General features: G+C 44.7%; 17 protein-coding genes. 10 read left to right on the top strand and 7 right to left on the bottom strand.

The window, feature by feature from the left end; genetic code table 11:
- Window positions 1-89: 89 nt before the first annotated feature.
- The 4 genes from CLV31_RS02485 to CLV31_RS02470 all read left to right on the top strand — a co-directional run bounded on the left by CLV31_RS02485 (window position 90) and on the right by CLV31_RS02470 (window position 5,406).
- Window positions 90-2,525, top strand: coding sequence for an outer membrane beta-barrel protein (locus CLV31_RS02485; protein ID WP_111391306.1), 2,436 nt, complete (start codon window positions 90-92; stop codon window positions 2,523-2,525).
- 107 nt (window positions 2,526-2,632) lie between these two features.
- Window positions 2,633-3,958, top strand: a complete 1,326-nt coding sequence (locus CLV31_RS02480) for a serine hydrolase domain-containing protein (protein ID WP_111391305.1) — start codon at window positions 2,633-2,635, stop codon at window positions 3,956-3,958.
- A 79-nt stretch (window positions 3,959-4,037) separates the two neighbouring features.
- The gene (locus tag CLV31_RS02475) at window positions 4,038-4,688 is read left to right on the top strand and encodes a TatD family hydrolase (protein ID WP_111391304.1); all 651 of its coding nucleotides are present in this window, start codon (window positions 4,038-4,040) and stop codon (window positions 4,686-4,688) included.
- Window positions 4,681-5,406 carry a tRNA threonylcarbamoyladenosine dehydratase gene (locus CLV31_RS02470; RefSeq protein ID WP_111391303.1) on the top strand — a complete coding sequence of 242 codons (726 nt, stop codon included), beginning with the start codon at window positions 4,681-4,683 and terminating at the stop codon, window positions 5,404-5,406. The genes CLV31_RS02475 and CLV31_RS02470 overlap by 8 nt, the downstream gene beginning before the upstream one ends.
- Here CLV31_RS02470 and CLV31_RS02465 read toward each other — a convergent pair whose 3' ends face one another.
- Window positions 5,407-5,871 carry a MaoC family dehydratase gene (locus tag CLV31_RS02465; protein WP_111391302.1) on the bottom strand — a complete coding sequence of 155 codons (465 nt, stop codon included), beginning with the start codon at window positions 5,869-5,871 and terminating at the stop codon, window positions 5,407-5,409.
- Between the two features lie 193 nt (window positions 5,872-6,064).
- Between CLV31_RS02465 and CLV31_RS02460 the strand changes: the two genes are divergently transcribed.
- The 3 genes from CLV31_RS02460 to mtgA all read left to right on the top strand — a co-directional run bounded on the left by CLV31_RS02460 (window position 6,065) and on the right by mtgA (window position 10,867).
- Window positions 6,065-7,924, top strand: coding sequence for a DUF3857 domain-containing protein (locus CLV31_RS02460; RefSeq protein WP_111391301.1), 1,860 nt, complete (start codon window positions 6,065-6,067; stop codon window positions 7,922-7,924).
- Window positions 7,917-9,839: a DUF3857 domain-containing protein gene (locus tag CLV31_RS02455; protein ID WP_111391300.1), complete on the top strand. Its 1,923-nt coding sequence runs from the start codon at window positions 7,917-7,919 to the stop codon at window positions 9,837-9,839. Before CLV31_RS02460 ends, CLV31_RS02455 begins: the two co-directional genes overlap by 8 nt.
- A gap of 332 nt (window positions 9,840-10,171) precedes the next feature.
- The gene (gene mtgA, locus CLV31_RS02450) at window positions 10,172-10,867 is read left to right on the top strand and encodes a monofunctional biosynthetic peptidoglycan transglycosylase (protein WP_111391299.1); all 696 of its coding nucleotides are present in this window, start codon (window positions 10,172-10,174) and stop codon (window positions 10,865-10,867) included.
- Between the two features lie 427 nt (window positions 10,868-11,294).
- Here the strand turns inward: mtgA and CLV31_RS02445 are convergent, their stop codons facing one another.
- Both CLV31_RS02445 and CLV31_RS02440 read right to left on the bottom strand, forming a co-directional pair.
- On the bottom strand, window positions 11,295-13,022 hold the full coding sequence (locus tag CLV31_RS02445) for a chloride channel protein (protein ID WP_111391646.1): 1,728 nt from the start codon (window positions 13,020-13,022) through the stop codon (window positions 11,295-11,297).
- Window positions 13,023-13,126: 104 nt separating this feature from the next.
- Window positions 13,127-14,059 (bottom strand): M28 family peptidase, encoded by a 933-nt coding sequence (locus tag CLV31_RS02440; protein WP_111391298.1) that lies wholly within the window; start codon window positions 14,057-14,059, stop codon window positions 13,127-13,129.
- A 70-nt stretch (window positions 14,060-14,129) separates the two neighbouring features.
- Here CLV31_RS02440 and CLV31_RS02435 point away from each other — a divergent pair, with 70 nt between their 5' ends.
- Window positions 14,130-15,116: an NTPase gene (locus CLV31_RS02435; RefSeq protein ID WP_111391297.1), complete on the top strand. Its 987-nt coding sequence runs from the start codon at window positions 14,130-14,132 to the stop codon at window positions 15,114-15,116.
- Between the two features lie 195 nt (window positions 15,117-15,311).
- Here the strand turns inward: CLV31_RS02435 and yjjX are convergent, their stop codons facing one another.
- Window positions 15,312-15,881 (bottom strand): inosine/xanthosine triphosphatase, encoded by a 570-nt coding sequence (gene yjjX / locus CLV31_RS02430; protein WP_111391296.1) that lies wholly within the window; start codon window positions 15,879-15,881, stop codon window positions 15,312-15,314.
- Between the two features lie 20 nt (window positions 15,882-15,901).
- Complete coding sequence (locus tag CLV31_RS02425) at window positions 15,902-16,609, bottom strand: YebC/PmpR family DNA-binding transcriptional regulator (protein ID WP_111391295.1); 708 nt, start codon at window positions 16,607-16,609, stop codon at window positions 15,902-15,904.
- A gap of 143 nt (window positions 16,610-16,752) precedes the next feature.
- On the opposite strand from CLV31_RS02425, the gene CLV31_RS02420 reads away from it, so the two are divergent.
- Both CLV31_RS02420 and CLV31_RS02415 read left to right on the top strand, forming a co-directional pair.
- Window positions 16,753-18,093 carry an NAD(P)/FAD-dependent oxidoreductase gene (locus CLV31_RS02420; protein ID WP_111391294.1) on the top strand — a complete coding sequence of 447 codons (1,341 nt, stop codon included), beginning with the start codon at window positions 16,753-16,755 and terminating at the stop codon, window positions 18,091-18,093.
- An 83-nt stretch (window positions 18,094-18,176) separates the two neighbouring features.
- Window positions 18,177-18,590 (top strand): DUF4890 domain-containing protein, encoded by a 414-nt coding sequence (locus tag CLV31_RS02415; RefSeq protein ID WP_111391293.1) that lies wholly within the window; start codon window positions 18,177-18,179, stop codon window positions 18,588-18,590.
- A 102-nt stretch (window positions 18,591-18,692) separates the two neighbouring features.
- Here CLV31_RS02415 and CLV31_RS02410 read toward each other — a convergent pair whose 3' ends face one another.
- Window positions 18,693-20,165: a glutamate synthase subunit beta gene (locus tag CLV31_RS02410; protein ID WP_111391292.1), complete on the bottom strand. Its 1,473-nt coding sequence runs from the start codon at window positions 20,163-20,165 to the stop codon at window positions 18,693-18,695.
- A gap of 1 nt (window position 20,166) precedes the next feature.
- Entirely contained in the window at window positions 20,167-24,660 is a 4,494-nt protein-coding gene (gene gltB / locus CLV31_RS02405; RefSeq protein WP_111391291.1) for a glutamate synthase large subunit, read from the bottom strand.
- Window positions 24,661-24,740 lie beyond the last annotated feature (80 nt).

The raw sequence follows: 24,740 nt of genomic DNA, 5'->3' as shown, positions 1-24,740 counted from the left end.
GTGATTTTAGCAAGATACAGACACCTCCCCGGTGACATAAGAAAAACTGCAGGAATTCATGGGAGATTGAAAAATCAAATCATTAAAAAATGAAAACTGCCAACTTTATTTTTCTAACCCTTTTGACCTATCTCTTAGGCATCAGCTCTCTGGCTGCTTCTCCCAAAGAAATAGCAAAAATCTCCGGGAAAGTAGCTGACCAAAAAGGACAGCCCATACCTTACGCCAATGTCGCCCTGATCTCGGTAGACGGGGGTTTGATCGATGGGGCTGTTTCTGACGAAAACGGGATTTTCTTGATCGAATCCACCAAAACCGCAAAGGTCAACTTGGTGGTGTCTTCCATCGGATATAAAACATTCACCTCAGAGCCATTTGACCTTGCTCCTGGACTTGAAAAAAACTTTGGCGACCTATCCATCCAGGATGAAATGACCGGACTGGATGAAGTCACCGTGAAAGCCTCCCGTCCAGAAATCATCATCGAAGCGGATAAGACGATTGTCAACGTAGAAGGAACCGTGATGGCCGAAGGCGCGAATGCCCTGGATGTCATCGGAAGATCTCCGGGTATCTTTGTGGATTCGGAGGGGAATATCAACCTGAACGGACGTACAGGCGCCACCGTGATGATTAACGATCGGCCTACCTATATGAGCTCTACCGATTTGGCCAATTTTCTTCGGTCGATGCCGGCTGATAATATCAAAAGCATTGAAGTGATCAATAACCCATCGGCAAGATTTGACGCCGAAGGTGCTGCAGGGGTGATCAATATTCAGTTGAAAAAGAATACCGTAGACGGAGTATTCGGAAATATTCAGGTAGGCGGACAATACAACGGACAGTTTGCCCCCAATGCAGGAGCGACTCTGAATGTGAAAAAGGGGAAGCTTTCGACCAATGGAACCTTTAACTACAATGAATTTGCTGTATATAATGACCTGGAAATCAACAGGAACTTCACCCTTGACCAAGGAGTTTCCAGCTTCAAGCAAGACTCACGAATCACTTCCCGTTACAAAACGCCTTCTTTCAACGGGTCGGCAAACTATGAAATCGGGAAGGATCAAAATTTGGGTTTGAACGTTCAGGCATCTTCCTCATCAGACGTAAATAACAATACCTCCGGAACGGTAATTACCAATCCCGGCCAAGCCGAAAACAACTTTATTGAATCACTCAATGAATCAGATGGGAAGCGAAACCGCCTGTTTACTAACCTTCACTATGATGCTAAGCTGGATACCTTAGGCACCAAGTTGTCTGCTGACTTGGACTTTACCATCATGGATACCGAAAGCTCGGCCCTGTTGGATAATCGTTACTGGACAGGTGCTCATCAGTCCAGTGGCACCAGAGACCGTCTGAGAACTTTGAATGACATGTATTATACCATTTTCACTTCCAAGGTCGACTTGGTCAAGCCCCTCAAAGGAGGTAAAGTCCTTGAAACCGGATTGAAAGGAAGCTGGGTGAAATCTGACAATGACCTCAATCTCAGCCGTGCACAGGAAGAAGGGCCATTTGAGTTGGATCCAAACTCCAACCGATTTATCTACAATGAAAATGTGTTGGCAGCTTATGTGACGTTGAAGGGGAATTTCAATCCTAAACTGAGTTATCAGGCGGGGTTGAGAGGGGAATATTCTGACATCATCGGTAATTCCGTCACGCTGAATCAGGTAAATACACAGGAATATTTCAACCTGTTCCCGAGTGTATTTATCCAGCACAAAGTGAGCAAAAACTACCAGGTCGTCTACAATGCCAATCGCAGAATCACACGTCCAAACTACCGATTGCTCAATCCATTTATCTACTACATCGATCCATTGACATCAGAGCAAGGCAATCCGCATTTGACTCCGCAGTATTCCACCAACTTTGAAATGAATCATGTGGTCAAAGGTGCTTATCAGTTTACCCTTGGATACAGTGTGACAGAAGACGCTTTTATGCAGGTATTTGAGCAAAACCAGGAGGAACGTACTACCACCACCTTTACCGAGAATTTTGACCGAACCAAAAACGCAAACTTCCGGGCGATTCTTCCCTTCGAAATCAAGAAATGGTGGAATACTTCGAACATGGTGCAGGCCAATTACAATCAGTTCAAAACTCAAATTGGCCAGGATTTTCTGGACGTAGACCAAATCTCCTACATGATGCGTACTCAACAAAACTTTACCTTGCCAAAGGGCTTCAAAATGGAGGTCGTGGGGATGTATCTCAGCCCCCAAATCTGGGGTCAAGGTCAGATCAAAGGATTTGGCTGGGTGGATGCAGGCGTCACCAAATCTCTTATGAAAGACAAGCTTTCACTTTCTGTCAACGGTACCGATTTGTTCCGTACTCAGGTCATTCGGGCTAAAATTGACTTTGCCGATATCGATACCGGATTCAGACAGTATCGAAGCAACCAAGGGGTGAGATTTACCCTGAGATATAACTTTGCCAAAGGTGAAAGCTTCCGGGTTAAATCCAACTCAGGAAGTACGGATGAAAGAAATCGCTTGGATTAAATAAAGAACCTTCCGATTTTCAGAGAGGTTTTTTGAAAAAATAAACCTGTTAGGTTCTCAAAAACCTGACAGGTTTTTCCATTTTACACAGATATATATCCCGGAAAATGCTCAATAGATTCTTTTTCTTCTGCTTGATAGCTGTGGTTTTTACCCCATGTGCACAGGCCCAGAGTCCCAAGTATGTCCATTTAAGTCAGTTTTTGGACTCATTGGCTGCCAAGGATAAGTTTATGGGGACAGTTTTGATCGCTGAGCATGGGCAACCGGTTTTTCAGAAGGCCGTAGGCTGGGCAGATCTGGATACACAAAAGCCACTGGAATTGGAATCCAAACTACGGATTGGTTCGGTGACCAAAATGTTTACTTCTGTGTTGGTTTTCCAGGCAATTGAGCAAGGTAGACTGAGTTTGGACCAATCACTTGCTGATTTTTATCCCCAAATAAAAAATTCAGAAAAGATCAGCATCAGTCAGCTTCTGCAACACCGAAGCGGGATATTCAACATTACCAATCGACTCGATTACAATTTTTATAGAACCAATCCGCACACAGAGGAGCAGCTTTTGGCTATGATGCTGGAAGGAGGAAGTGTATTTGAGCCAGGTACTAAAGCTGATTACAGCAACAGCAATTATATTCTACTCACCTTTATTTTGGAAAAGATCTATAAAAGGCCCTATGAGGATCTCCTACGCTCTCAAATTCTGAATCCCTTGGGAATGAAGGAAACCTATGTTTTTGGTCCAATTGAAGTAGGGAAGGGGGAAGCCAAGTCGTACCTCTATAACGGAAACTGGCAAGAGGACTTGGAGGCTCATCCTTCTATTCCATTGGGAGCCGGAGCATTGACTTCCAATGTGAGTGATCTGAGTAAGTTCGCTTCAGGTCTATTTGAAGGAAAGCTTATTTCTACAGGGAGCTTGGCACAAATGATGGAAATGAAAGATGGATTTGGGAGAGGAATGTTTATGATTCCCTTCTATGAGCGAAAAAGTTTCGGGCATACTGGGGGGATTGATGGATTTAGGGCATTTTTAGGTCATTTCCCGGAGGAAAATGTTACCCTAACTGTCCTAAGCAACGGCATGAACTATGACAACAATGAGATCCTGATCGCTGCGCTGAGTGCTCAGTTTGAAAAAGAATGGGAATTTCCGGATCTCAGAGAACGGGCGATCTCTGAAGAATTGATGCAAAAATATACCGGAACCTACACCTCAACTCAGATTCCTCTTCAACTCACTGTAGAAAATAAGGAAGGAAAAGTAGCTATCCAGTTGACCGGTCAGCCACAGACAGTATTGGATGCGACAGCGGAGCATACGTTTGAATTGAAAGCGGTGCGGGCGGTATTCGTATTTGATCCCGACCAAGAACAAGTGACACTCAAACAAGGGGCGGCAAATATTCTTTTCCGAAAGAAGCAATAGCAAAGGGAAAGGCCACCCCAAGCCACCTCGTTTTTCGCGTGCGTTTTTTCTTTTCTTGTAAAAAACGGAAGTTTGTCCTATGTCCTATTGGGATTTTCATACTCATCAAGCCGATTCTTCCGGAGCGATTTTCAACGCCTCTTTGAATCAAATTCCCCTTAAGGGATTCTTTTCGGCAGGCCTTCATCCTTGGTTTTTGAGCAATGCCTGGAAGGAGGATTTTGGACATCTTGAACAATTGGCTTTATCCCAAAATCGGCTTTTGGCGGTTGGGGAGTCGGGGTTTGACCGGCTAAAAGGCCCGGAGTTATCGATGCAAAAGGAGGCGTTTTCTGCTCAGGCACAGCTGGCGAAAGCATTGGACATTCCCCTCATCCTCCATTGTGTCAGGGGGCATGATCTGCTGTTAGCCTATCTGAAATCCACTAAACCGCTGCCCCAGATCATCTGGCATGGATGGAACCTGAAGCCTGATTTGGGAAGGCAGCTTTTAGAATATCCGGTTTATTTTTCCTTCGGAAAGCATATTTTGAAGCCTGAAAGCAATGCATCCCAATGGCTGGAAGAATGTCCTTCGGATCGGATTTTTTTGGAGACGGATGACTCAGGATTGGAAATCAGTTCGGTTTATCGGGCGGCATCCCTAATTTTGCGCCTTCCTGTGGAGGAAGTGGCAAAGTTGACTTTGACCAATTGGAACCGAATTTCGAAACGTAAAATCAATGAGTGAATTTGCTTGGCTTAGCCGTACAGAACTGATCGTTGGGAGGGAAGGATTGGAAAAATTAGCCCAAAAACATGTCCTTGTGGTAGGATTGGGGGGAGTGGGATCATTTGCGGCAGAGTTTATTGCCCGGTCCGGAGTAGGGCAGATGACCATCATCGATGGAGACACGGTGGATATCTCCAATGTCAACCGACAGCTTCCTGCCACCCAACTCAATGTGGGTCAATCCAAAGCCGAATGGATGGAGCAGCGCCTGATGGCGATCAATCCCGGATTGAAGCTTCATGCCCTCCGTCAATTTCTCAATCCCCACCAGATGACCGAGCTCCTGGAAACGAGTGAGTTTGACTATGTGGTGGATTGTATTGACAGTTTCACACCGAAAATGCATCTGATCGAGGGAGCCAAAAAGCGGGGGTTCAAACTTGTCAGTTCCATGGGGGCTGGAGGGAAAGTAGATCCGACTCAAATCCGCGTCGTTGATTTTGGGGAGACTTATCAGTGCAAACTGGCCAAAATGCTGCGGAAGAGACTCAAGAAAAAAGCCATTTATGGTGGATTCAAGGCAGTTTTTTCAACTGAAGAGGTCATCAAAGAAAGCCTGATGTTGACAGACGGCCGGAACTTCAAAAAGTCTGCCTACGGCACCATGTCTTTTCTTCCTGCCGCATTTGGCTGTGCTTGTGCCGCGACTGTAATCAACGATTTGTTGGCTTCCTGATCAAAGGAAGTGATATAAGAAGACCAATACGCCGGTAAAGGCCGGCTTTTTCTGATCTTTAATCTCCAGCTTGACTTCAACTTCTGCCTTTACCGTGCCACGAAGGTTGGCCACATTTTTCAGTTTGGCCACTAGCCGGACCTCACTGTCTACGGTCACTGCCTGTGCAAACCGGAGATTTTCAATTCCGTAGTTGATCATCATCTTCAGATTGGTCACCTGCACGATTTGCTCCCAAAGGTGGGGCACGATGCTCAGCGTGAGGTAGCCATGGGCAATGGTATTTCCAAAGGCGCCTTCCAATTTAGCCCGTTCCGGATCTGTGTGGATCCATTGATGGTCAAAAGTGGCATCTGCAAAAAGATTGATTTGCTTTTGGGTGATGGTAAAGTATTGCGAGGAACCAAGCTCTTGGCCATTGTGTTTTTCGAAATCTTCAAAGCTGCCGATAAGGATGGGGGTCATAGGTAGATAGGAAATAGGGATCAAAGTAGCGAGGATAAATCTGGAATTACAAATGACTGTTCAAACTTCCAGGTCCTTTTTTGTATATCGACTACAGTGAAATGTGCTTAATTTTCCACAAAAAAATTTTTAGTGAAATGCTTGAATATTTGAAAAACTAATCTCTCTTTGCAAGGGTTATTTCCGTTTAAATATGTTGAATTTACTTTTTGGAATCCTCTTAAGTATTGAACTTTTTGGATTTCAGGATACTGCAAAAGTGCAGAAAGAAGCCCCTGTCCACTCTCATTTAGAGCAAAAAATCACTTACAGACTTCATCAAGATTATTCTCTATCTGTCGTGGATGAAAAATCCCTGACCATTTTGAGCGCCGAAGGCTTGAAGCACGGTATGGTAGTTTTGGGTTTTAACAAATTGCAGGATATCAAGGATTTTCAATTGGAAATGATTGAACCTTTGGGGGGTAAAACGATTAAAAAGGCCCGCTTAAAAGATATGACTGAACGGGCTGTGTCAAGTTCTGATTTTTTGCTGGACGATCGCTATAAGTACTTTGAGCTTTCTGCTCCACGATACCCTGTATTGGTAAAGATTAGAACGGAAATTCTCAAAAAGAGCAATTTTTATTACCCCGAATGGATGCCGGTCAAGTCCAATTACCAAAAGGTGAAGGAATCAACCTTGATTTTTCATTATCCCACAGAAATGGGGTTGAAATTCAAAGAACTTAATCTTACGGGCACTAAGGAAACCAAAGAAGAAGGAGGAATCACCACCATGATTTGGATAGAGAAAGATCTTGAGGTACAGACTCCTTCATTTGACTTGGAAATGGATCCCAAACTTTTACTTGCGCCTGTCAAATTTGCTGTCAATGAATTTCAGGGGGAGATGAATGATTGGGCTGGATTAGCTTCTTGGCAAAATAAATTGAATGAAGGTAGAGGAGAACTCCCCGAATCGGTCAAAAACCAAATCCTTTCGTTGGTAAAAGATGCAAATTCTCCCTTTGAAAAAGTGGCTATTCTCTATGATTACCTGCAGCGAAACTACCGCTATGTCAGTATTCAGTTGGGGATAGGTGGATGGCAGACTATGACTGCCAAAGAAGTGGTAGACAACAAGTTTGGAGATTGTAAAGCATTGACCAATTTCATGAAGTCCATGTTGGAAGTGGCCGGGATTCCTTCTTTTTACACCTTAGTCAACGCTGGTATTGGGGAGGAGGATATCGAAATAGATCTTCCCTCCAACCAGTTTAACCACGTGATTCTGAAAGTTCCCACAGATAAAGATCCGATTTGGCTGGAATGTACATCTAACCTCAATCCACCCGGATATTTGGGAAATTTTACCAGCAATAGGCATGTATTGGTCATTACTCCGGATGGTGGATATTTGAGCAAAACCCCCACCTACCTGGATTCAGAATGGAATAAAATTTCTTCCCATTCCAAACTTTCTTTGGATACCCAAGGTGCTGCTCAAATTGAAAGCATTTGGGAAAATCAGGGGAATCCGGCCATGCTCGCACGGGAGATCAGTGCCCGGATGGACGATCGCGAGAAAAGAGATTACCTCAATCAGAATTCAGCAGTTGCCGGCTTGATTGTTCAGGATTTTTCCATAAAAATCGATCGTAAAGACAGTATTCCTACCTCTGAAATCAAGTACGAAGGTGTAGTTCAGCGATTTACCCAATCGACTGCTAAGCGAGTAATATTCAGGCCTTTTTTGGCCAGAATAACAGCTTCGCAGTTGTCTTCTAATTTTTTAGAAAGGGAGGATAGCTATGAAATATTACTTCCTGATGACCTCGAAATGGAAGGAGGAAATCAACGGGAAATTAAAGTAAGCGGTACGGGCTACGAAGGCTTGTTGACTTTTTCCAAATCAGGTAAAACTGTTCATGTACTTCGAAAAGTATCCATTCACTTGGACCCTGACTTAAAATCCGACCAAAAATCCATTCTCATTAAGGAGATCAATACCAAATTTGACCACACTCCTGCCTTTGTAAAAACCACTTTAAGTACCCTTCACTATGAATAAATTCTTTTTGGGCCTAGTCCTTTTTCTTGGCTATACCCACCTCCCGGCACAATCCATCAAGATGGGTGAGATCAGCGAAACTGAATGGGCTATGACTGAAGTCCCCTATGAATCCGGAGCACCGGCTGTGATTTTAGCTTCCAGCGGGGACTCACGGTTTTTCGGAGGAATGCTCGAAACCAGCTATTTCTACCGACTCAAAATATTGACCGAAGCAGGTAAAGAATATGCAGATGTTCGAATCCGCTTCTACAGGGGAAGTTCCGGAACGGAAAATATTTCAGGTATCAAGGCGCAGCTCTATCATGCGGTCGATGGGCAATATGTAGAGACCAAAATCGGAAAGGAACACATCCATATGGTTGATCTAGGTGAGGGATATTCAGAGGCCCGGATTTCATTTCCGGACGCACAGGTAGGTTCAATACTCGAATACAGCTACAAAAAAGGAGACAAAAACCTTACTTTTTTGGATGGGTGGTCCTTTCAGCGAAGTATTCCTACGATCTTCTCCAAATACCAGATCAATATGGTCCCTCAATTTGAATATAAAATGATTGGTCAGGGTCAGCATTTTTTCACCAAATCCAAAAGAGTAGCAAATAATGGACTATACTCCTGGGAATTGAGAGATCTCCACTCGCTCAAAGAAGAGCCGTACATGAAAAACTATCGGGATTATCAGGAGCGGGTAGAGTTCCAGCTTTCCCGATATCAGTCCGGCGGAGGAGAATTTGTCGACGTATTGAATACCTGGGAAAAATTGGGAGATGAGTTGATTGAAGGATACACCACCAAAGGGTATTACAAAACTTCAGCTTTGGAGAGGGAATTGTTTTCCCTGGATATGTCCAAAGGGACACAGAAAGAAAAAGCAGCGCGTGCGTATTATTATATCCGAGATAATTTTATCAACGAAGGAGAGGATTGGATCTATCCTAATCAGTCACTCAATCAGTTGTTGAAATCCAAAAAAGGAACACCCGGAGAACTGATCTTGGCTTATATGGGGGTGCTTCGCTCTCAGGGAATTACCTGTGATCCGGTTTTGATTGGAAGCAAAGGGTATGGTAGAAGTGACCTCATCCTGTTTCCTTTTCTGAATCAATTTGATGAGATCCTGCTTTTGGCGGAGTTGGATGGTCAACAGCAATTTATTGACCTGAGTGATTCGCAAGCTCCATTCGGCTATGTGGACATTGACAAGCAGGTTAAAGGTGGCTTTTTGGTACAAAAAGGAAAAAGTCAGTTGATCGATATTCCGATAAAGCATCAGTCCAACAATTTGGTTATTTCAACAGCTTATCTGGACAAAGAAACCGGTGAGCTTATTATTAAAAATACGCTTCGAAGCCATCACTATCAGGGACTTCAGGTGATGCATGCAGTCGAGCGGTACAAAAAATCGGAAAAACCATTGGAGGAGATGTTTAGTAGTGATGGCTTGTTGATGGAAGTGAGAAATGCCAAAGTGGAAAATTTATTGGAAGAAAATAATTATGTGAATTCGAGCTTTGACTATGTAATGAAAGGTGCAAATGAGGCGGAGACCCTGGTTTTTAATCCCTTAAAGGTTTCTTCTTTTTCCAAAAATCCATTTACCCAGGAGTATCGGGTGTTTCCGGTAGATTTCGATTATCCCTTCAGTGAAATTTACACTGCCAATATTCAAGTGCCTGAGGGATATGAGGTAGATGACTTCCCTACCAATGAAAATATTACGATATCTGGTGGATTGGTTGGGTTTAATTATTCAGTAGAAAATTTGGGAGAAGTACTCAAGGTTACTGCCAAGTTGGATATCAGAAGTAGCCTGATTCCCGTGAAAAATTATGGAGATCTCAAATATTTTATGGAGACTGTTGCTTCCAAGTTGAGCGCACCGGTGATTTTAAAAAAGGTTGCCAAACCTTAATTCAAGGGCTTCGGCCCTTTTTTTATGGTCTTTATTCAAGAGATTTATTCTTGACGGCTTACCCTGCCTTTTGTTTGATTCGTGACCTTGATGGTCGGAAAAGGGGAAAAAGCCAACATGTCAGGTAGGTGAATCAATAGTTTAAATAATCCGGTAAACTTCAATCTTTGACCTCTTGAATGTATTTCTATGCTCTGATAGGGGGTTGATTTTGTTCGGTCTCACAAAATGACCAGCTTTCAACCCTATGCCATGAAAAATAGCAAATTCGCAAAATTGCGTATACTCGGAATTTTATATCTCTTTGTGTTTGAAAAATTAAATTCCCTGGTATGAAGATCATCCGTTGGATAGGAAGAGTAATCCTCAAAGTCACCCTTTGGTTTTTTGGCATTTCGATCGGACTGGTTATCCTATATCGTTTTGTGCCTGTTCCGGTGACGCCTCTGATGGTCATTCGCCTTGCTGAACAAGCATTTGACTCCAAAAAGGAAATGCGCCTGTACAAAGACTGGGTTTCTATAGAAAAAATGTCCAGACATGCGCCCCAGGCCGTGGTCGCGGCGGAGGACCAGAAATTCATGGATCACCGAGGTTTCGATTTTGAAGCAATGGAGAAAGCCTGGGAAAACAACAAAAAGGGAAAGCGGATCAAAGGTGCCAGTACCATTACCCAACAGACGGTCAAGAACGTTTTTTTATGGCCTTCCAGGAGTTATGTGAGAAAAGGGCTGGAAGCCTATTTCACCGTATTGGTAGAGTTGCTGTGGTCCAAAGAACGCATTTTGGAAGTTTATCTCAATGTCATTGAAATGGGAGAAGGTGTCTATGGTATTGAAGCAGCCGCACAAACCTATTTCAACAAAAGTGCCTCCAAACTTTCCCAGAGTCAAGCCGCATTGATAGCGGCTGTATTGCCCAATCCCAGGAGATGGAGTCCAGCCCGGCCTACGGGATATATCAGAGGTAGACAAGCTTGGATCATGAGGCAGATGAACAATTTAGCCCCTTTGGGAGTTGGGGCATAATTTGAATTTTCCATGTTAAATTTTAATTTTTTCAATATTTTAAACCTAATGTTTTTAACATCACCAATTCAAAACGATTCAAGGAGGGGTTCAAAATTCTTTTCCAAATAATATTCTAAAAAGCGTGAAGTATTACCGCTCTTTCGGAAGAGATTTTGGAGGATTTTTTCCAGATGTCCGAATTCCAAAAAGTGGCTTTATGACGCGCATTTGAAGAAGAAAAAACGCAAGGAAAATTTATCCACAAATTCAATTATTTATCCACACCCATCTTTGATTGGTATATAAAATGTTAAAAAACAACAAGTTATGACTTGATCGCTGTAGTTGATTTTGTGGATAAATGAAGCTAACTGAAAAAAAATGATGAATATTTTTGTGGTGCCCGTGGATAATTTCCCAATCCAAATTTTATTTCAATTTGGGTTTAATCCTGCTTTTGTCGAATCAATCTTTTTCGATAAGCATTGAATATTCTTGCTTTGGAGACGAAGCCCAAATACTTGTTTTCCTCCAGTACAGGCAGATTCCAAGCACCCGATCGCTCGAATTTTTCCATAGCAGATTGCATATTTTCAGTTGAAAATAGGATTTCTGGGGGACTGTGCATGAGCTGACGGATGAGTACTGTTTTTTGCTTTTCCGGATCAAACATGATGTCTCTGATGTCGTCCAGTGTGATGATTCCGTGGAGGGTTTGGGCCTCATCCACCACCGGGAAAATATTGCGCTTGGAAATTTTAACCCGTTCTATCAAGTCCTCCAAATGAGCCTCAGGATGGATGGGTAGTAAGTCACGCTCGATTACTTGGGTGATGCTGATGGTTTCGAGCAATTCCTGGTCTTTGGTTTCCGGCAAATGCTTCCCTTGGGCTTTAAGTTGCAAGGTGTAGAGACTGTCCTTTTGAAATGAGGTTTTGGTGATGAATGAAATAGCTGAGACAAACATCAAGGGGACAAAAAGTTCATATCCTCCCGTCAGTTCGGCTATTAGGAATATGGCAGAAAGTGGGGCGTGTTGGACACCAGCCATGACTCCACACATCGCGACTAGGGTAAAATGAGCCAAAGGGAGGGGAATGTGGAAGCCAAACATGTTTTTTGCAAAAGCAAATACGAATCCGGTGATACCTCCCACATACAGGGAAGGTGCAAAAATTCCCCCGCTTCCGCCTGCCCCAATCGTAATAGCCGATGCGATGGGTTTGAGGAGAATAATCAATACCAGAAACACCAAGATCATGACGGGATTTTCTATGGCTGAGAAAAAGGGGCTTTTGTCCAATACTTCTGCAGAGGTGCCTTCGATCAGAATGTTGAGGGTATCATAACCCTCGCCATAGATTGGAGGGAAAAAGAACACCATAAATCCTAAAAATGCTCCACCGTAAGTAATCCTCATCCATTGATCCCCGATGTCATCCATGATTTTTTCGGTAGACCGCACCAGCTGGCTGAAATAAAGCGAGACAAATCCACAAATGATCCCAAGGAGCAAGTAATACGGCATGTGGGCTGCCTGAAATGAATCCTTGAGGTTGAAATTGAACAAGGATTCTTCTCCGATCAAAATCATGGAAGTAAGTGAGCCGGTTACCGATGCTATCAGCAGAGGAATAAAACTCGCCGTACTGATTTCCATCAAAATAACCTCAATCGCGAATATAACTGCACCAATAGGAGCTCCGAAGATTGCCGAAATTGCTCCTGCAGCCCCGCAACCGATCAGTAGGGTTCTCTTTTTTGCATTCAAGTGCATTAAGACTCCTACATTGGAACCGATGGCCGATCCCGTCATCACCATGGGAGCTTCCAATCCAACAGATCCGCCAAATCCGACCGTCAAAGCCGAAGTAATGACTCTACTGTACGTTTTGACCCGGGGAATTAGACTGGAGTTTTTGGATATGTTAAAAAGGACATCTGGGATGCCATGCCCTCCGACGTCTTTCAGAATAAATTTTCCGATCAGAAATGCCGATGAGATCCCGATCAGGGGATATAATATGTACATGAAATTGGCATACTCGGTATAAAAATCCTCGGTCAGGAATTTTTGAATACCATGCACAGCTGTTTTTAAGACGACCGCAGCCAATCCGGAAAAGATACCGATCAAACCACTCAAGATCAGAATGAAGGTCTGATTGCTCATGTGTCTGAGTCTCCAGATGAGTAGGCGGGTGATCAGATCATTTTTTCCCAAAGCACAAAAAGATTAAGGTCCTCATTTAGCAGAGAAGATACAAAACGTTCGCGCTATTCCAGCAATTCAGTATCCAACGCGATCAGGGATTTTAGTACAAGGTTGACGGCATTGATATAGAATTGGGGTTGGATATTTTTGAACTCATCACTGGGTTTGTGGTAGTCGATATGGTCCTCCACACCGAAGTACAGGTGAGGTACTTTCTTTTCAAAAAAAGCTCCGTGGTCCGAGGATTTTGTCCAGTCATTGCTTCCAGTACCGGGTTCGTCATGTCCAAAGCGTAATGTGGGATTGGATCCGTTGGCCACTTTTTCCAAAATGGTTTTAAATCGTGGATAGTAATATGTCCCTGAGATATACAGCTCGTTTTTATCACTTCTGGAAAGCATGTCCATGTTGAGATTCAACACGATTTGATCCAGGGGATACGGAAAATCATTGACCAGTGCGCGGGCTCCCCTGAGACCCATTTCCTCAGCATCCAAAGCGACAAACATCATTCCGTGTTTAGGGCGGTTTTGTGAAAAGTACTCCGCTAAGACCATTAATGCTGCGGTGCCGGAGGCATTGTCATCAGCACCATTATAGATGGAGTCTCCCTTGCTATCCGCTTTTCCTATTCCCACATGGTCATAGTGTGCTGTGATCACGATGACTTTTCTGGACTGGCTGCCGGGAATGAACGCCACCAAGTTGGCAGCATCCTTGTAGTTTTTGACCTCTCGCTGGTTGAGAAAAGAAAAGTTCTGAATGAAATCAGGATAAAGAGGCTCCACCAAGTCGAAAGAGGTGAGTTCATCCAAGATGTATTTTCTTGCTTTCATGCTACCGTCACTGAGGGGTTTTCGGCCGGCTAAGTCATCTGAAGAGAGATATTCGATGTGCTGGAGTAGTTTTTTTGAGTTGACTTCCTGGGCAAAAGAGCTCCAAGAGGAGATAAGAACTAGAATTATTGTAATTAATTTGTGCACTGGAGAATTCATCTGGATACCTATTGTTCGTTATGTATATTCGTAAAAATACAGACCGATCTGTCTTCACCTCAGGAATCGCATGAAATATATCTTTGCTTTTGTTTTTTTTCTTGCTCTGACTCCCCTCGTAAATGCTCAAGGCAGTTTGCCGAACTCTTTTTTTGAGGGCAAGTCAGTTGTGGTGGTTTCCACAGATCCGGGTGCACGTCCGGTATTGGCCTGGCAGCAGCTGGCAGACAGTGTGCACAAGTATCTAGTCAAGGCGGGAGCAGATCCAGTGGCATATTTTGAGCTGGAGCAAGTGGCTCTTTCCGAGGCAAGACAGGCAGATTATGCGAAGGCATTTTTACAAAGACAGGTCCAAAACATCATTCTGGTCACTCGGCAAAAGGAAAATTTGAGCATCCATGTAGGGCCTTTTTCCAGAGATGGAAAAATTATTTCCTCAGCCTCTCTTTTTGGAGTCTCTGGAAAAGATTGGAATGAAGCAGGAAGAATGTTGGCAGAATTGGGAAAAACTGCCAAATCACAAAATCTTTTGGTCATTGATGTGGCAGAATTTCCTTCAATAAGCACTCAGGAAACAGCACAGTCAGTCCAGCGCTTTCTTCCCAGAAATCCCCTAAACCTGGAAGTTTTCAAGCTGGGAATTCCGCTGGAGGGATCTTCGGCAGAGACAGGAGCGATGAGTTATTTTCGATATGACCTGTATGGCAAATCCGAAGCTTCGATTTTGGCAGAGCAAGCCGCTCAAAAATCACAGATTCAGAGCATTTTTGAAGCAAACTATCCCCACCAAATCGAATGGCTGACTGAGGCAAAAACTTCCCAACAGCTGATCGCTGACCGTGTCCAATTTCTTCTTGTCAAAGTGGAAGGACGGCAGGCCGATTTGATGAAAAGTATGGGACTCGAGCCTATCGCCGGAGAGGAAGGTTTCAAAACGGTGGTCAAGTATTATATCCGTTTTTTAGTGAGAGATGAATTATTCATTGGCCCTGAATGGGATGCAGACCCGGATTGGAGGATCGCGCTGACCCGATTCCTTGAAAACCTAAAAAAATAAACCTCCCGGAGGAGGTTTAGTACTTAGGGTGGAGGTGACCAAAACAACTTTTACAAACTTAAAACTCTGTGAAGAGATCAAATGTTTATTTGAACTGCATTTTGATGTAAATGAAGCGATTTATTTCAATAAACCAAATTCTTCCATTTTTTTTCGTGTTGATACAAGGATTTTGGCCCTAAAATTCAGATCTGCTTAATAAAACAGGGGTTTATTTAGAAAAGGAATCAAGGCCAAAATGATCGCTTGTCGGTAATATTCTTCCCGGTTGATCACTCCTTGAGTCAAAATTCCTACCGAACCCCCTTGCTGTTTGGAATTTTCTTGTTCGAAAATCAAATCGTCAGCTTTTCCAAGTTCCATTCCGTTTCTAACCAGTTCAGCAACCTGAGTAGGAAGGTAGAATGTACCCGTTTTGGACTGACTTGTTTTACCTGAATTATCCAGAATAAAAATCCAGGCAAAGGCAAACATACCCTTTTCATCCTCATCCACTCCCCCTTCGATTCCCACCCAATAGTTGGCTTCCGGGAACACTTCCCTGGAATTGTAGGCTCTGTTTTTGGCACCTAGGAGGGTTTCTCGCTCTCCAACTGGCTGCTCTGGTACACCTGAGGAGGCATTGATGCCCTCTACCAGGAATGAACTATTGAATGCTCGGGTAAAAGCATCTTCGGTACAGGAAATTTTTACCGGATTTTTGCTTCCGACCAGGACCAGCAGTTTGTCAGTGGGTCGGAAATTTTCTCTTCTTTTAAAACTCATAGCAAAGCCAGGCGCAAGCCTTAGGCCATATTGGTAAATACCTGATTTACATCATCATCTTCTTCCAGACGATCGATCAGTTTGTTAATGATTTCTTCTTGCTCCTCAGTCAACTCGGTAAGGGTACTTGGGAAACGCTGAAAATCCGCAGAAATGATTTCAATCCCTCGGTCCTCCAATGCTTTTTGCATGCTTCCAAAGTCTTCAAACTCCGTGTATGCAAAGATCTCCCCCTCGTTTTCGGCAATTTCAGTCAGACCAAAGTCGATCAGTTCGAGTTCAAGCTCATCCAAATCATAGTTAGCTTTTGCAAATCGGAATACAGCCTTTCGGTCAAACATAAAGCTAACGGAGCCTGATGTCCCCAAAGAACCGCCAGCCTTGGTAAAGTAAGAGCGGACATTGGCTACCGTCCGGTTGGTATTGTCTGTGGAGGTTTCTACAATGATTGCTATCCCAAATGGACCATAACCTTCGTATACTACTTCTTCGTAATCCTTCTCATCCTTGTTGGAAGCACGCTTGATTGCAGCCTCAATCCTGTCCTTGGGCATTTGAGCGCCTTTGGCGTTTTGGATGACAGTTCTCAGCTTCGCATTGCTGATCGGGTCAGGTCCTCCGGACTTGACAGCCATCACTATTTCTTTGCCCAAGCGGGTAAATACTTTGGACATTTTGTCCCAACGCTTGAATTTTCTCTCTTTTCGGAATTCAAATGCTCTTCCCATGGATTTGCTCGTTTGTGGAGGGCAAAAATAGCAAATTCTTTTTCTTAGCCGAAGGTCAATTATCTCATCTCCTGTGACTGAATTGTTCAAAAATTGTAGACATAGCTTGGTGAGATTTCGTGTAAAGAGTAAACCTTTTTTCAATGAACTCTCCCTTTGATCAGTCTATTCCAAATCTACCCCAGCTAGGCCTTCCCAAAGTAGTTATTGTCGGAGCCGGATTTGCCGGATTAAAACTTGCCAGAAGCCTGAGAAATAAACCTTTTCAGGTAATCCTCTTGGATAAAAACAATTATCACCAGTTCCAGCCGCTTTTTTATCAGGTGGCCACCGCAGGTTTGGAGCCAAGTGCCATTTCCTTTCCTCTGAGAAAGATTTTCCATAATACCAAAAATGTGAGTTTCCGCATGGCTGAGGTACTCCAGGTAGATAAGGACAGAAAAAAGCTTTTCACGGATATTGGATTTATCGAATACGATTACCTGGTATTGGCCATGGGGGCCGATACCAATTATTTCGGGTCAAAAAATATTGAAAACTTTTCCTCTCCCATGAAGACCGTTTCGGAAGCGCTTTACATCCGAAACAAAATCATTTCCAACTACGAACGAGCCATCAACATTGAGCGAATGGAGGACCGTAAATCTCTGATGAATGTGGTGATTGTAGGTGGAGGCCCGACTGGGGTAGAGTTGGCAGGGGCTATGGCCGAATTGAGGAATAATGTGTTTCCCAAAGATTATCCGGAGCTAAGTTTTAAAAACATGAAAGTGGTGTTGATCGAAGCAGGCCCCAGTTTGTTGGGGGCGATGTCTTTAGAGGCCCAACAAAAAGCCTTGGATTATTTAGTGCAATTGGGAGTGGAAGTTTACCTGGGTACCCGGGTTTTGGATTATGATGGTCATGAGGTGTCCTTGGAGGGAAAAGATCCTATTCAGACACAAACCTTACTTTGGGCAGCTGGAATCAAACCCAACCGAATAGATGGTTTGAGCCCAGACCAATATTCCGGAAATGGAAGGCTGTTTGTTGATGAATTCAATCAATTGAAGGATGCAGAAGGGATTTTTGTATTGGGAGATCAATGCCTGATGCCGACCGGTAATTTTCCCAAAGGTCATCCTCAGGTCGCTCAGGTGGCAATTCAACAGGCAAAAAATCTTGCTCAAAACTTAAATAAACTTACCTCTGGTAAGGCAATCGTTCCATTTACCTACAAAGATTTGGGATCGATGGCCACCGTGGGAAGGAAACGGGCTGTAGTGGATTTGCCTTTTCTCAAATTCCAAGGTGCACTGGCGTGGTTGACTTGGCTGTTTGTCCACCTGATGGCCATTTTGGGGGTGAAAAATAAGCTTTTCATTTTCCTTGATTGGTCTTGGAATTACCTGAGCTTTGATCCAAGTCTCAGGTTGCTGATCAAGCCAAAGTATGTTCGTGCCTCCGAGCGGAAGGAATTGATCGAGGAAAAGAGTGGAGTTTAAGGTTTCTTAACAGGTTGATTTGAAGGCAGATTTAAACCCAAATAGGTTCTACGGGTCTAATCTTCAAACAAACCAAAACAACTATGAAACAATGGATGATTGGGGCAGTAGTACTGACCATGATGAGCCTGGGCGTGGCTGCCCAAGACCAAAGAAAAATGCCAAGTCCTGAGGAGCGTGCCCAGCGCATGACCGAGCGGATGGCCTCCGAATTGAAGCTTACGGAGGAGCAAAAGCAGAAAGTCCTTGCAATAAACCTCGAGCATGCGAAAAAACGCACAGCCGAAATGGAAAAGCAACGGGCTGAAATGGAATCAAGAAAGGCTGAGATGAAAGCCCAAGAAGAGAAAATCAACGAAGTCCTGACTGAGGAGCAAAGAAAGCAATGGGAAGAGATCAAAATGGATCGGCGGCCCGGTAGAAGGCCAGGGGGAATGATCGAAGATAGGAGAGATTTTCAACCCCAACACCGTCAGCATCGGGATGGAGGAAGATAAATGAAGAAAGCCCCGCATCGCGGGGCTTTCTATATCGCAGGTGGGTCAACTAAACAGGGTACTATTGGGAGTCAGCATAAGCCCAAAAGATTTATGCTGACATTAACCCGCGATTTGCTCTTCTACCTCAAAGAACGAAGCATCCTTCATCGGTAGCGTCGATGACCCCATGAGGAATTCATCTACTTTGACAGCTGCTTCCCTGCCTTCGGAAATTGCCCATACGACCAAGGATTGGCCTCTGCGCATGTCTCCTGCCAGGAAAACCTTCGGGTTTGTACTCTGGAAATTCTTTGATTTTGGAAGGCTGTTTTCTAATGTTTCCACTCCAAAAGCCTGTAAAAGACCATTTTGAGCGGGCCCCATGTATCCAATGGCAATAAAGGCGAGATCGCAAGGGACTGTGCGTTCGGTACCCGGAATTTCTTCGAAAGTCATCCGTCCGCCTTTTTCCTTCCACTCGATATCCACTAGGGTCAGTCCGGTGACTTCACCCCTTTCATTTCCCACAAATTCTTTGGTCAGGATCGAAAACATTCGATCAGCACCCTCTTCATGAGAGCTGGATGTTCTCAACGTCATGGGCCATTCTGGCCATGGATTTAAGATGTTTCGCTGCTTTGGCGGCTTTGGTAGCAATTCCAATTGAGTGATAGAAGCAGCACCATGACGATTGGAGGTGCCAATGCAGTCACTTCCGGTGTCCCCGCCACCAATGACGATGACATGTTTTCCTTTGGCTGAAATCGGGTTTTCACCCAATTCCCCACCAATGACCTGATTCTGTTTGCCCAGGAACTCCATCGCAAAATGCACTCCTTTCAACTTGTCCCCTTTGATATTTAATGCTCGAGGTTGCTGCGCACCGGTAGAAAGAACCACTGCATCGTAGTTTTGAAGGACACTTTCAGCCTTGATATTGAAACCAATTTCTGTTTTGGTCGAAAAGATCACTCCTTCCTGTCTCATCAATTCAATGCGGCGGTCGATGACCCATTTTTCCAATTTGAAGTCAGGAATCCCGTATCGAAGTAAGCCTCCTACTTTCGCATCCTTTTCAAAAAGCGTTACCTCATGACCTGCTTGGTTTAGCTGGTCTGCAGCAGCCAGTCCTGCAGGACCCGAGCCGATGACAGCCACTTTTTTTCCTGTTCTTTTGGCAGGCGGATTGGCTTTGATCAATCCCAGCTCATAGGCTTTTTCAGCAATGCTTTTTTCGATCAGCTCAATGGCCACGGGGTCTTTGTTGATACCAAGGACGCAGCTGGCCTCGCAAGGGGCTGGGCAGATTCTGCCGGTAAACTCCGGGAAGTTATTCGTGCTGCGTAGAATATTGATGGCCTGAGCCCATTCTTTGTTGTACACTGCGTCATTAAACTCCGGGATTACATTACCCAGCGGACAACCGTTGTGGCAGAAGGGCACTCCGCAATCCATGCATCGGGCTGCCTGATGATTGAGTTTTTCGCCAGAAAATGGCTCGTATATTTCTCTGTAATCTCCAATCCGCTCTTTTGGATCCCGGCTTACAGGTGTTTCTCTTTTGAATTGGATAAATCCGTCTTTCGCTCCCATCTTACACCAATGATTTAGCTTGTTCTTGTGCTCTTTTTTCCAAAACCGCCTTGTAATCTCTAGGGATCACTTTGATGAATTTCTCTTTGGCAGTTTCCCACTCCTCAAGGAATTTTTGTCCCAAACCGCTGTTGGTCAGCTTGACATGACGCTTGAGGTAAGTTTTGATTGTGGCAAAATCCTCGTCTTCGAGTAGGTCAATGTCTACCATTTCGGTATTGATCTCCGTGATGTAGTCCTTGAGAATATAGGCGATTCCCCCGCTCATCCCAGCGGCAAAGTTTCTTCCTATTTCACCAAGGTTGATCACAAGACCACCGGTCATGTATTCGCAACCGTGATCTCCGATTCCTTCGATGACCGTTTTTACACCGGAGTTTCGTACACAGAATCGTTCTCCTCCTTTGCCGTTGATATAGGCTTCTCCCGAGGTGGCGCCATAGAAGGCTACGTTGCCGATGATGATATTTTCCTCAGGTACAAATCGGGCATTTCGGCTCGGGTAGATGATCAGGCGACCTCCGGAAAGACCCTTTCCGAAGTAGTCATTGGCTTCGCCTTCCAGCTCAAAGTTGACTCCTTTGGCCAAGAATCCTCCAAAAGTCTGGCCTGCCGAACCGTTGAATTTGAAATGGATGGTGTCTTCGGGCAGCCCCACTCCTCCATAGATTTTTGAAATCTCATTGGAAAGCATAGCACCGACAGATCGGTCTGTGTTTTTGATCTGGAAGTTGCCCTGTACTTGAATGGCCTGCTCCAGAGCCGGTGTGGCTGCTTTGATCAGCTGTCTGTCCAGCACATTTTGCAATTCAAATTCCTGATCGATTTGCTTGTGAATTCCCACATGGTCAGGGACTTCCACTTTGTGGAAAATCGGAGAAAGATCAATTTTTTCCCACTTCCAATGATTGAGATGTCCGGTAGACTGGAGTACCTGACTTTGACCTACCATCTCATCAATGGTTCGGAATCCAAGGGAAGCCATGATTTCACGAAGATCCTGTACAAGAAACTTGAAATAATTGACCACATGATCAGGATCACCCGTGAAGAGTTTTCTCAAATCGGGGTCCTGCGTGGCGATGCCGACTGGACAGGTATTGAGGTGACACTTACGCATCATGATGCAACCTTCCACGACCAACGCACCTGTAGCGATTCCCCATTCTTCTGCTCCCAAAAGGGTGGCAATGGCCAGGTCGCGACCTGTCCGGAGTTGTCCGTCAGTCTGAAGGACCACACGGCTTCGAAGGTTATTTTTGACCAAGGTCTGATGGGCTTCGGAGAGTCCAAGCTCCCAAGGAAGTCCTGCATGTCGGATTGAGCTGAGTGGCGATGCGCCTGTTCCACCATCTGCACCCGCGATCAAAATCACGTCGGCAGCAGCTTTGGCTACACCGGCAGCCACAGTTCCTACACCTGCTTGAGACACCAGCTTCACATTGATTCTGGCTTTTCTATTTGCGTTTTTCAAGTCGAAAATCAGCTGTGCCAAGTCTTCGATCGAATAGATGTCGTGATGGGGTGGAGGAGAAATCAAACCTACACCGGGAGTAGAATGTCTTACTCTTCCGATCCACTCGTCCACTTTGTGGCCGGGTAGCTGACCTCCCTCGCCTGGCTTGGCACCTTGAGCCATCTTGATCTGAAGCTCGGCTGCATTGGTCAGGTAGTGGGATGTCACTCCAAAACGGCCGGAAGCTACTTGCTTGATGGCAGATCGTTCCCAATCGCCGTTTGGTTTTTTCTCATATCTGATCTCATCTTCTCCACCTTCACCGGAGTTGCTCTTGGCGCCGATGCGATTCATAGCAATAGCCAAAGTGGTATGAGCTTCGTGAGAGATCGATCCAAAGGACATCGCTCCTGTGGCAAATCGTCTCATGATTTTTTCCGCAGGCTCTACTTCGTCAATGGGTACGCTGATTTGCTTTTTGAATTCAAATAGACCACGGAGAGTCAATGCATCCTTTGTCTGCTCATTGATTTTGGCAGCAAACTTTTTATAAAGCTCATAATCTCCCAGTCGGGTAGACTTTTGAAGCAGGTGGATCGTCTCAGGGTTAAACATATGTTTTTCCCCTCTTCGCTTCCATTGGTAGACTCCTCCCGTTTCGAGCACAGGAGAATGTGTCTCATAAGCTGCTCTGTGTCGGATCAATACTTCTTCAGCGAGTTCGTCGAAGGATATCCCGCTGATTCGGGACACGGTGCCTTTGAAGCATCGGTCCATCACTTCAGGTCCCAATCCAATCGCTTCGAAGATCTGGGCCCCCTGGTAGGACTGAAGTGTCGATATTCCCATTTTGGAAAGCACTTTCAAAAGACCCTTTCCAATTGCGTCTTGATAGTTGGCAAAAAGGGTTTTCTCATCCTTTACTTTGCTCAGCTGGCCTTTTTTGAATAGGTCCAAAAGTGACTCCAGCGCCAAATACGGATTGATCGCAGAGACACCATAACCAATCGCTGTGGCAAAATGGTGGACCTCACGGATGTCGGCAGATTCCAGAACCAATCCGGCTCGGGTTCTGATTTTTTTCTTCACCAGATGTTGATGAACCGCTCCAATGGCCAATAGAGAAGGAATGGGGGCTTGACTTTCGGAACTGTTTCGATCAGAAATGATCAAGACATTTTTACCCTCGTTAAGGATGGCCTCCTCAGCTTCTTTACAAAGTCTATCCAAGGCTTCCAGGAGTCGACCAGGCTTATGATCTGCATTAAAATGTCCGAAGAGTCTTTTGGTCCGATAGCCCAAGTGGCCCATTCGGGTAATTTTCTCCAGGTCTTCATTGAGCAGCACGGGTTGAGAAATATGAATCTGCTTGGTGTGCTGCGGGGTTTCTTCCAAAATGTTGTGTCCCTCACCGATTCGGGTGAAAAGTGACATCACCAAGCGCTCCCGGATGGGGTCAATTGGCGGATTGCTTACTTGGGCAAAAAGCTGCTTGAAGTAATTGGAGATATGCTGGCTTTGCTTGGATAAGACAGCCAATGGAGTATCTGCGCCCATGGAGCCCACTGCCTCATAGCCGGTATCTCCCATCGGGGAGAGGACAATCTTGAGCTCTTCGGAAGTATATCCAAAAACGGTCTGGCACTTCTGTATATTCTCAGTGGAGTAAGGGTGAGTCAATTCCTCCGGATCAGGCACAAACCGTAACTTGGTGCGCTGCTCATTGACCCATTTTTCATAAGGCTGTCGCCGGCAGATTTCACCTTTTACTTCTTCGTCAAATAGGACTCTTCCTTTTTCCAAATCTGCCCAAAGCATTCTTCCGGGACTGATTCGGCCTTTTTCAGTAATGGTGGCCTCTCTGATCGGAAGTGCACCTGCTTCTGAAGATAGGATGAGTCTGTTGTCTTTTGTGATAAAATACCTGAGGGGTCGGAGGCCGTTTCGATCGAGAGTTGCCCCTACCGATTTACCATCTGTAAACAAAAGAGCAGCAGGGCCATCCCAAGGTTCTACCAGTGAGGCATGAAATTTATAGAAGGCCTTTCGGTCACGGTCCATGACTTGATTGTCTTGCCAAGCTTCAGGAACCAGCATCATCATGGCATGAGGAAGCGAACGTCCGCTCAGGGTCAACAGTTCCACCATGGCATCGAGGTTGGCTGAGTCTGAGTTCATCTTATTGGTGATGGGCATCAGTTTAGCCAACTCGTCATCGGTGAAAAACTTGGACTTCATCAAGGCCTCTTTCGACTTCATCTTGTTGAGATTGCCTCGGATTGTGTTGATTTCCCCGTTATGAGATAGGAAGCGGAAAGGTTGTGCCAGTCTCCAGTTTGGAAAGGTATTGGTAGAAAAACGCGAATGAACGATGGCAAATGCAGATTCAATTCTTGGGTTTTGAAGGTCTTTGTAAAAGGCTAAAACCTGATCCGTTCTCAGCTGACCCTTATATATAAGTGTCAGGGAACTCAGACTGGCAAAGTAGAAGGAGTGATTAACCCCGGGTATTTCCGAATTGATTTTGGATGTGGCGTAGTTTCTGAGCACATACAGTTTTCTTTCCAAGTCGATCCCTGTGAGGCCTTTTTTATGGCTGACAAATAACTGTTCGATATTTGGCATGACATCCAGTGCACCTGATCCCGGTACAGTCTCATCCACGGGAACTTCACGATATCCGATCAGATCAAAATCCATTTCCTCAATGAGTTGGTTGAGGAGTGCCTTCGACCTTTTATAAAGCTGTTTGTTTTTGGGAAAGAAAGTCATTCCCACACCATAGAAACCCGGGGAGGGAAGATTAATTTCAGTTCGGGCGGTAACATCCTTAAGAAACTGGTGGGGCACTTGGATCGAAATACCTGCCCCGTCTCCCGTTTTGGGATCAGAACCGCGGCCACCTCGGTGCTCCATGTTACTCAGCATGTATAAGGCATCGCTGATAGTTTCATGAGTTGGGGTATTACTCAAGTCAACCACTGCTCCAATACCGCAGGAGTCATGTTCAAACTCCGATCGATATAAACCTTGCTGCATTCTAAATTGTATTTAATAGGTTCAAAATTTCCAAAAATTACAAAAAAAAAATCCTTTGTTAAAATTAATGCAATGAATAG

Source organism: Algoriphagus aquaeductus, assembly GCF_003253485.1.
Classification (GTDB): Bacteria; Bacteroidota; Bacteroidia; order Cytophagales; family Cyclobacteriaceae; genus Algoriphagus; species Algoriphagus aquaeductus.
The sequence above is the reverse complement of the archived record's forward strand: the minus strand, read 5'-3'. Positions and strand labels throughout refer to the sequence as shown.

Bases quoted from the DNA above. Each gene is read 5' to 3' on its own strand.
- CLV31_RS02470 (WP_111391303.1), top strand. From the start codon at position 4,681: ATGAGTGAATTTGCTTGGCTTAGCCGTACAGAACTGATCGTTGGGAGG.
- CLV31_RS02420 (WP_111391294.1), top strand. From the start codon at position 16,753: ATGAACTCTCCCTTTGATCAGTCTATTCCAAATCTACCCCAGCTAGGC.
- CLV31_RS02465 (WP_111391302.1), bottom strand. From the start codon at position 5,871: ATGACCCCCATCCTTATCGGCAGCTTTGAAGATTTCGAAAAACACAAT.
- gltB (WP_111391291.1), bottom strand. From the start codon at position 24,660: ATGCAGCAAGGTTTATATCGATCGGAGTTTGAACATGACTCCTGCGGT.
- CLV31_RS02440 (WP_111391298.1), bottom strand. From the start codon at position 14,059: ATGAATTCTCCAGTGCACAAATTAATTACAATAATTCTAGTTCTTATC.
- CLV31_RS02480 (WP_111391305.1), top strand. From the start codon at position 2,633: ATGCTCAATAGATTCTTTTTCTTCTGCTTGATAGCTGTGGTTTTTACC.
- CLV31_RS02445 (WP_111391646.1), bottom strand. From the start codon at position 13,022: ATGAGCAATCAGACCTTCATTCTGATCTTGAGTGGTTTGATCGGTATC.
- CLV31_RS02485 (WP_111391306.1), top strand. From the start codon at position 90: ATGAAAACTGCCAACTTTATTTTTCTAACCCTTTTGACCTATCTCTTA.
- CLV31_RS02415 (WP_111391293.1), top strand. From the start codon at position 18,177: ATGAAACAATGGATGATTGGGGCAGTAGTACTGACCATGATGAGCCTG.
- CLV31_RS02475 (WP_111391304.1), top strand. From the start codon at position 4,038: ATGTCCTATTGGGATTTTCATACTCATCAAGCCGATTCTTCCGGAGCG.
- CLV31_RS02435 (WP_111391297.1), top strand. From the start codon at position 14,130: ATGAAATATATCTTTGCTTTTGTTTTTTTTCTTGCTCTGACTCCCCTC.
- mtgA (WP_111391299.1), top strand. From the start codon at position 10,172: ATGAAGATCATCCGTTGGATAGGAAGAGTAATCCTCAAAGTCACCCTT.
- CLV31_RS02410 (WP_111391292.1), bottom strand. From the start codon at position 20,165: ATGGGAGCGAAAGACGGATTTATCCAATTCAAAAGAGAAACACCTGTA.
- CLV31_RS02425 (WP_111391295.1), bottom strand. From the start codon at position 16,609: ATGGGAAGAGCATTTGAATTCCGAAAAGAGAGAAAATTCAAGCGTTGG.
- CLV31_RS02460 (WP_111391301.1), top strand. From the start codon at position 6,065: ATGTTGAATTTACTTTTTGGAATCCTCTTAAGTATTGAACTTTTTGGA.
- CLV31_RS02455 (WP_111391300.1), top strand. From the start codon at position 7,917: ATGAATAAATTCTTTTTGGGCCTAGTCCTTTTTCTTGGCTATACCCAC.
- yjjX (WP_111391296.1), bottom strand. From the start codon at position 15,881: ATGAGTTTTAAAAGAAGAGAAAATTTCCGACCCACTGACAAACTGCTG.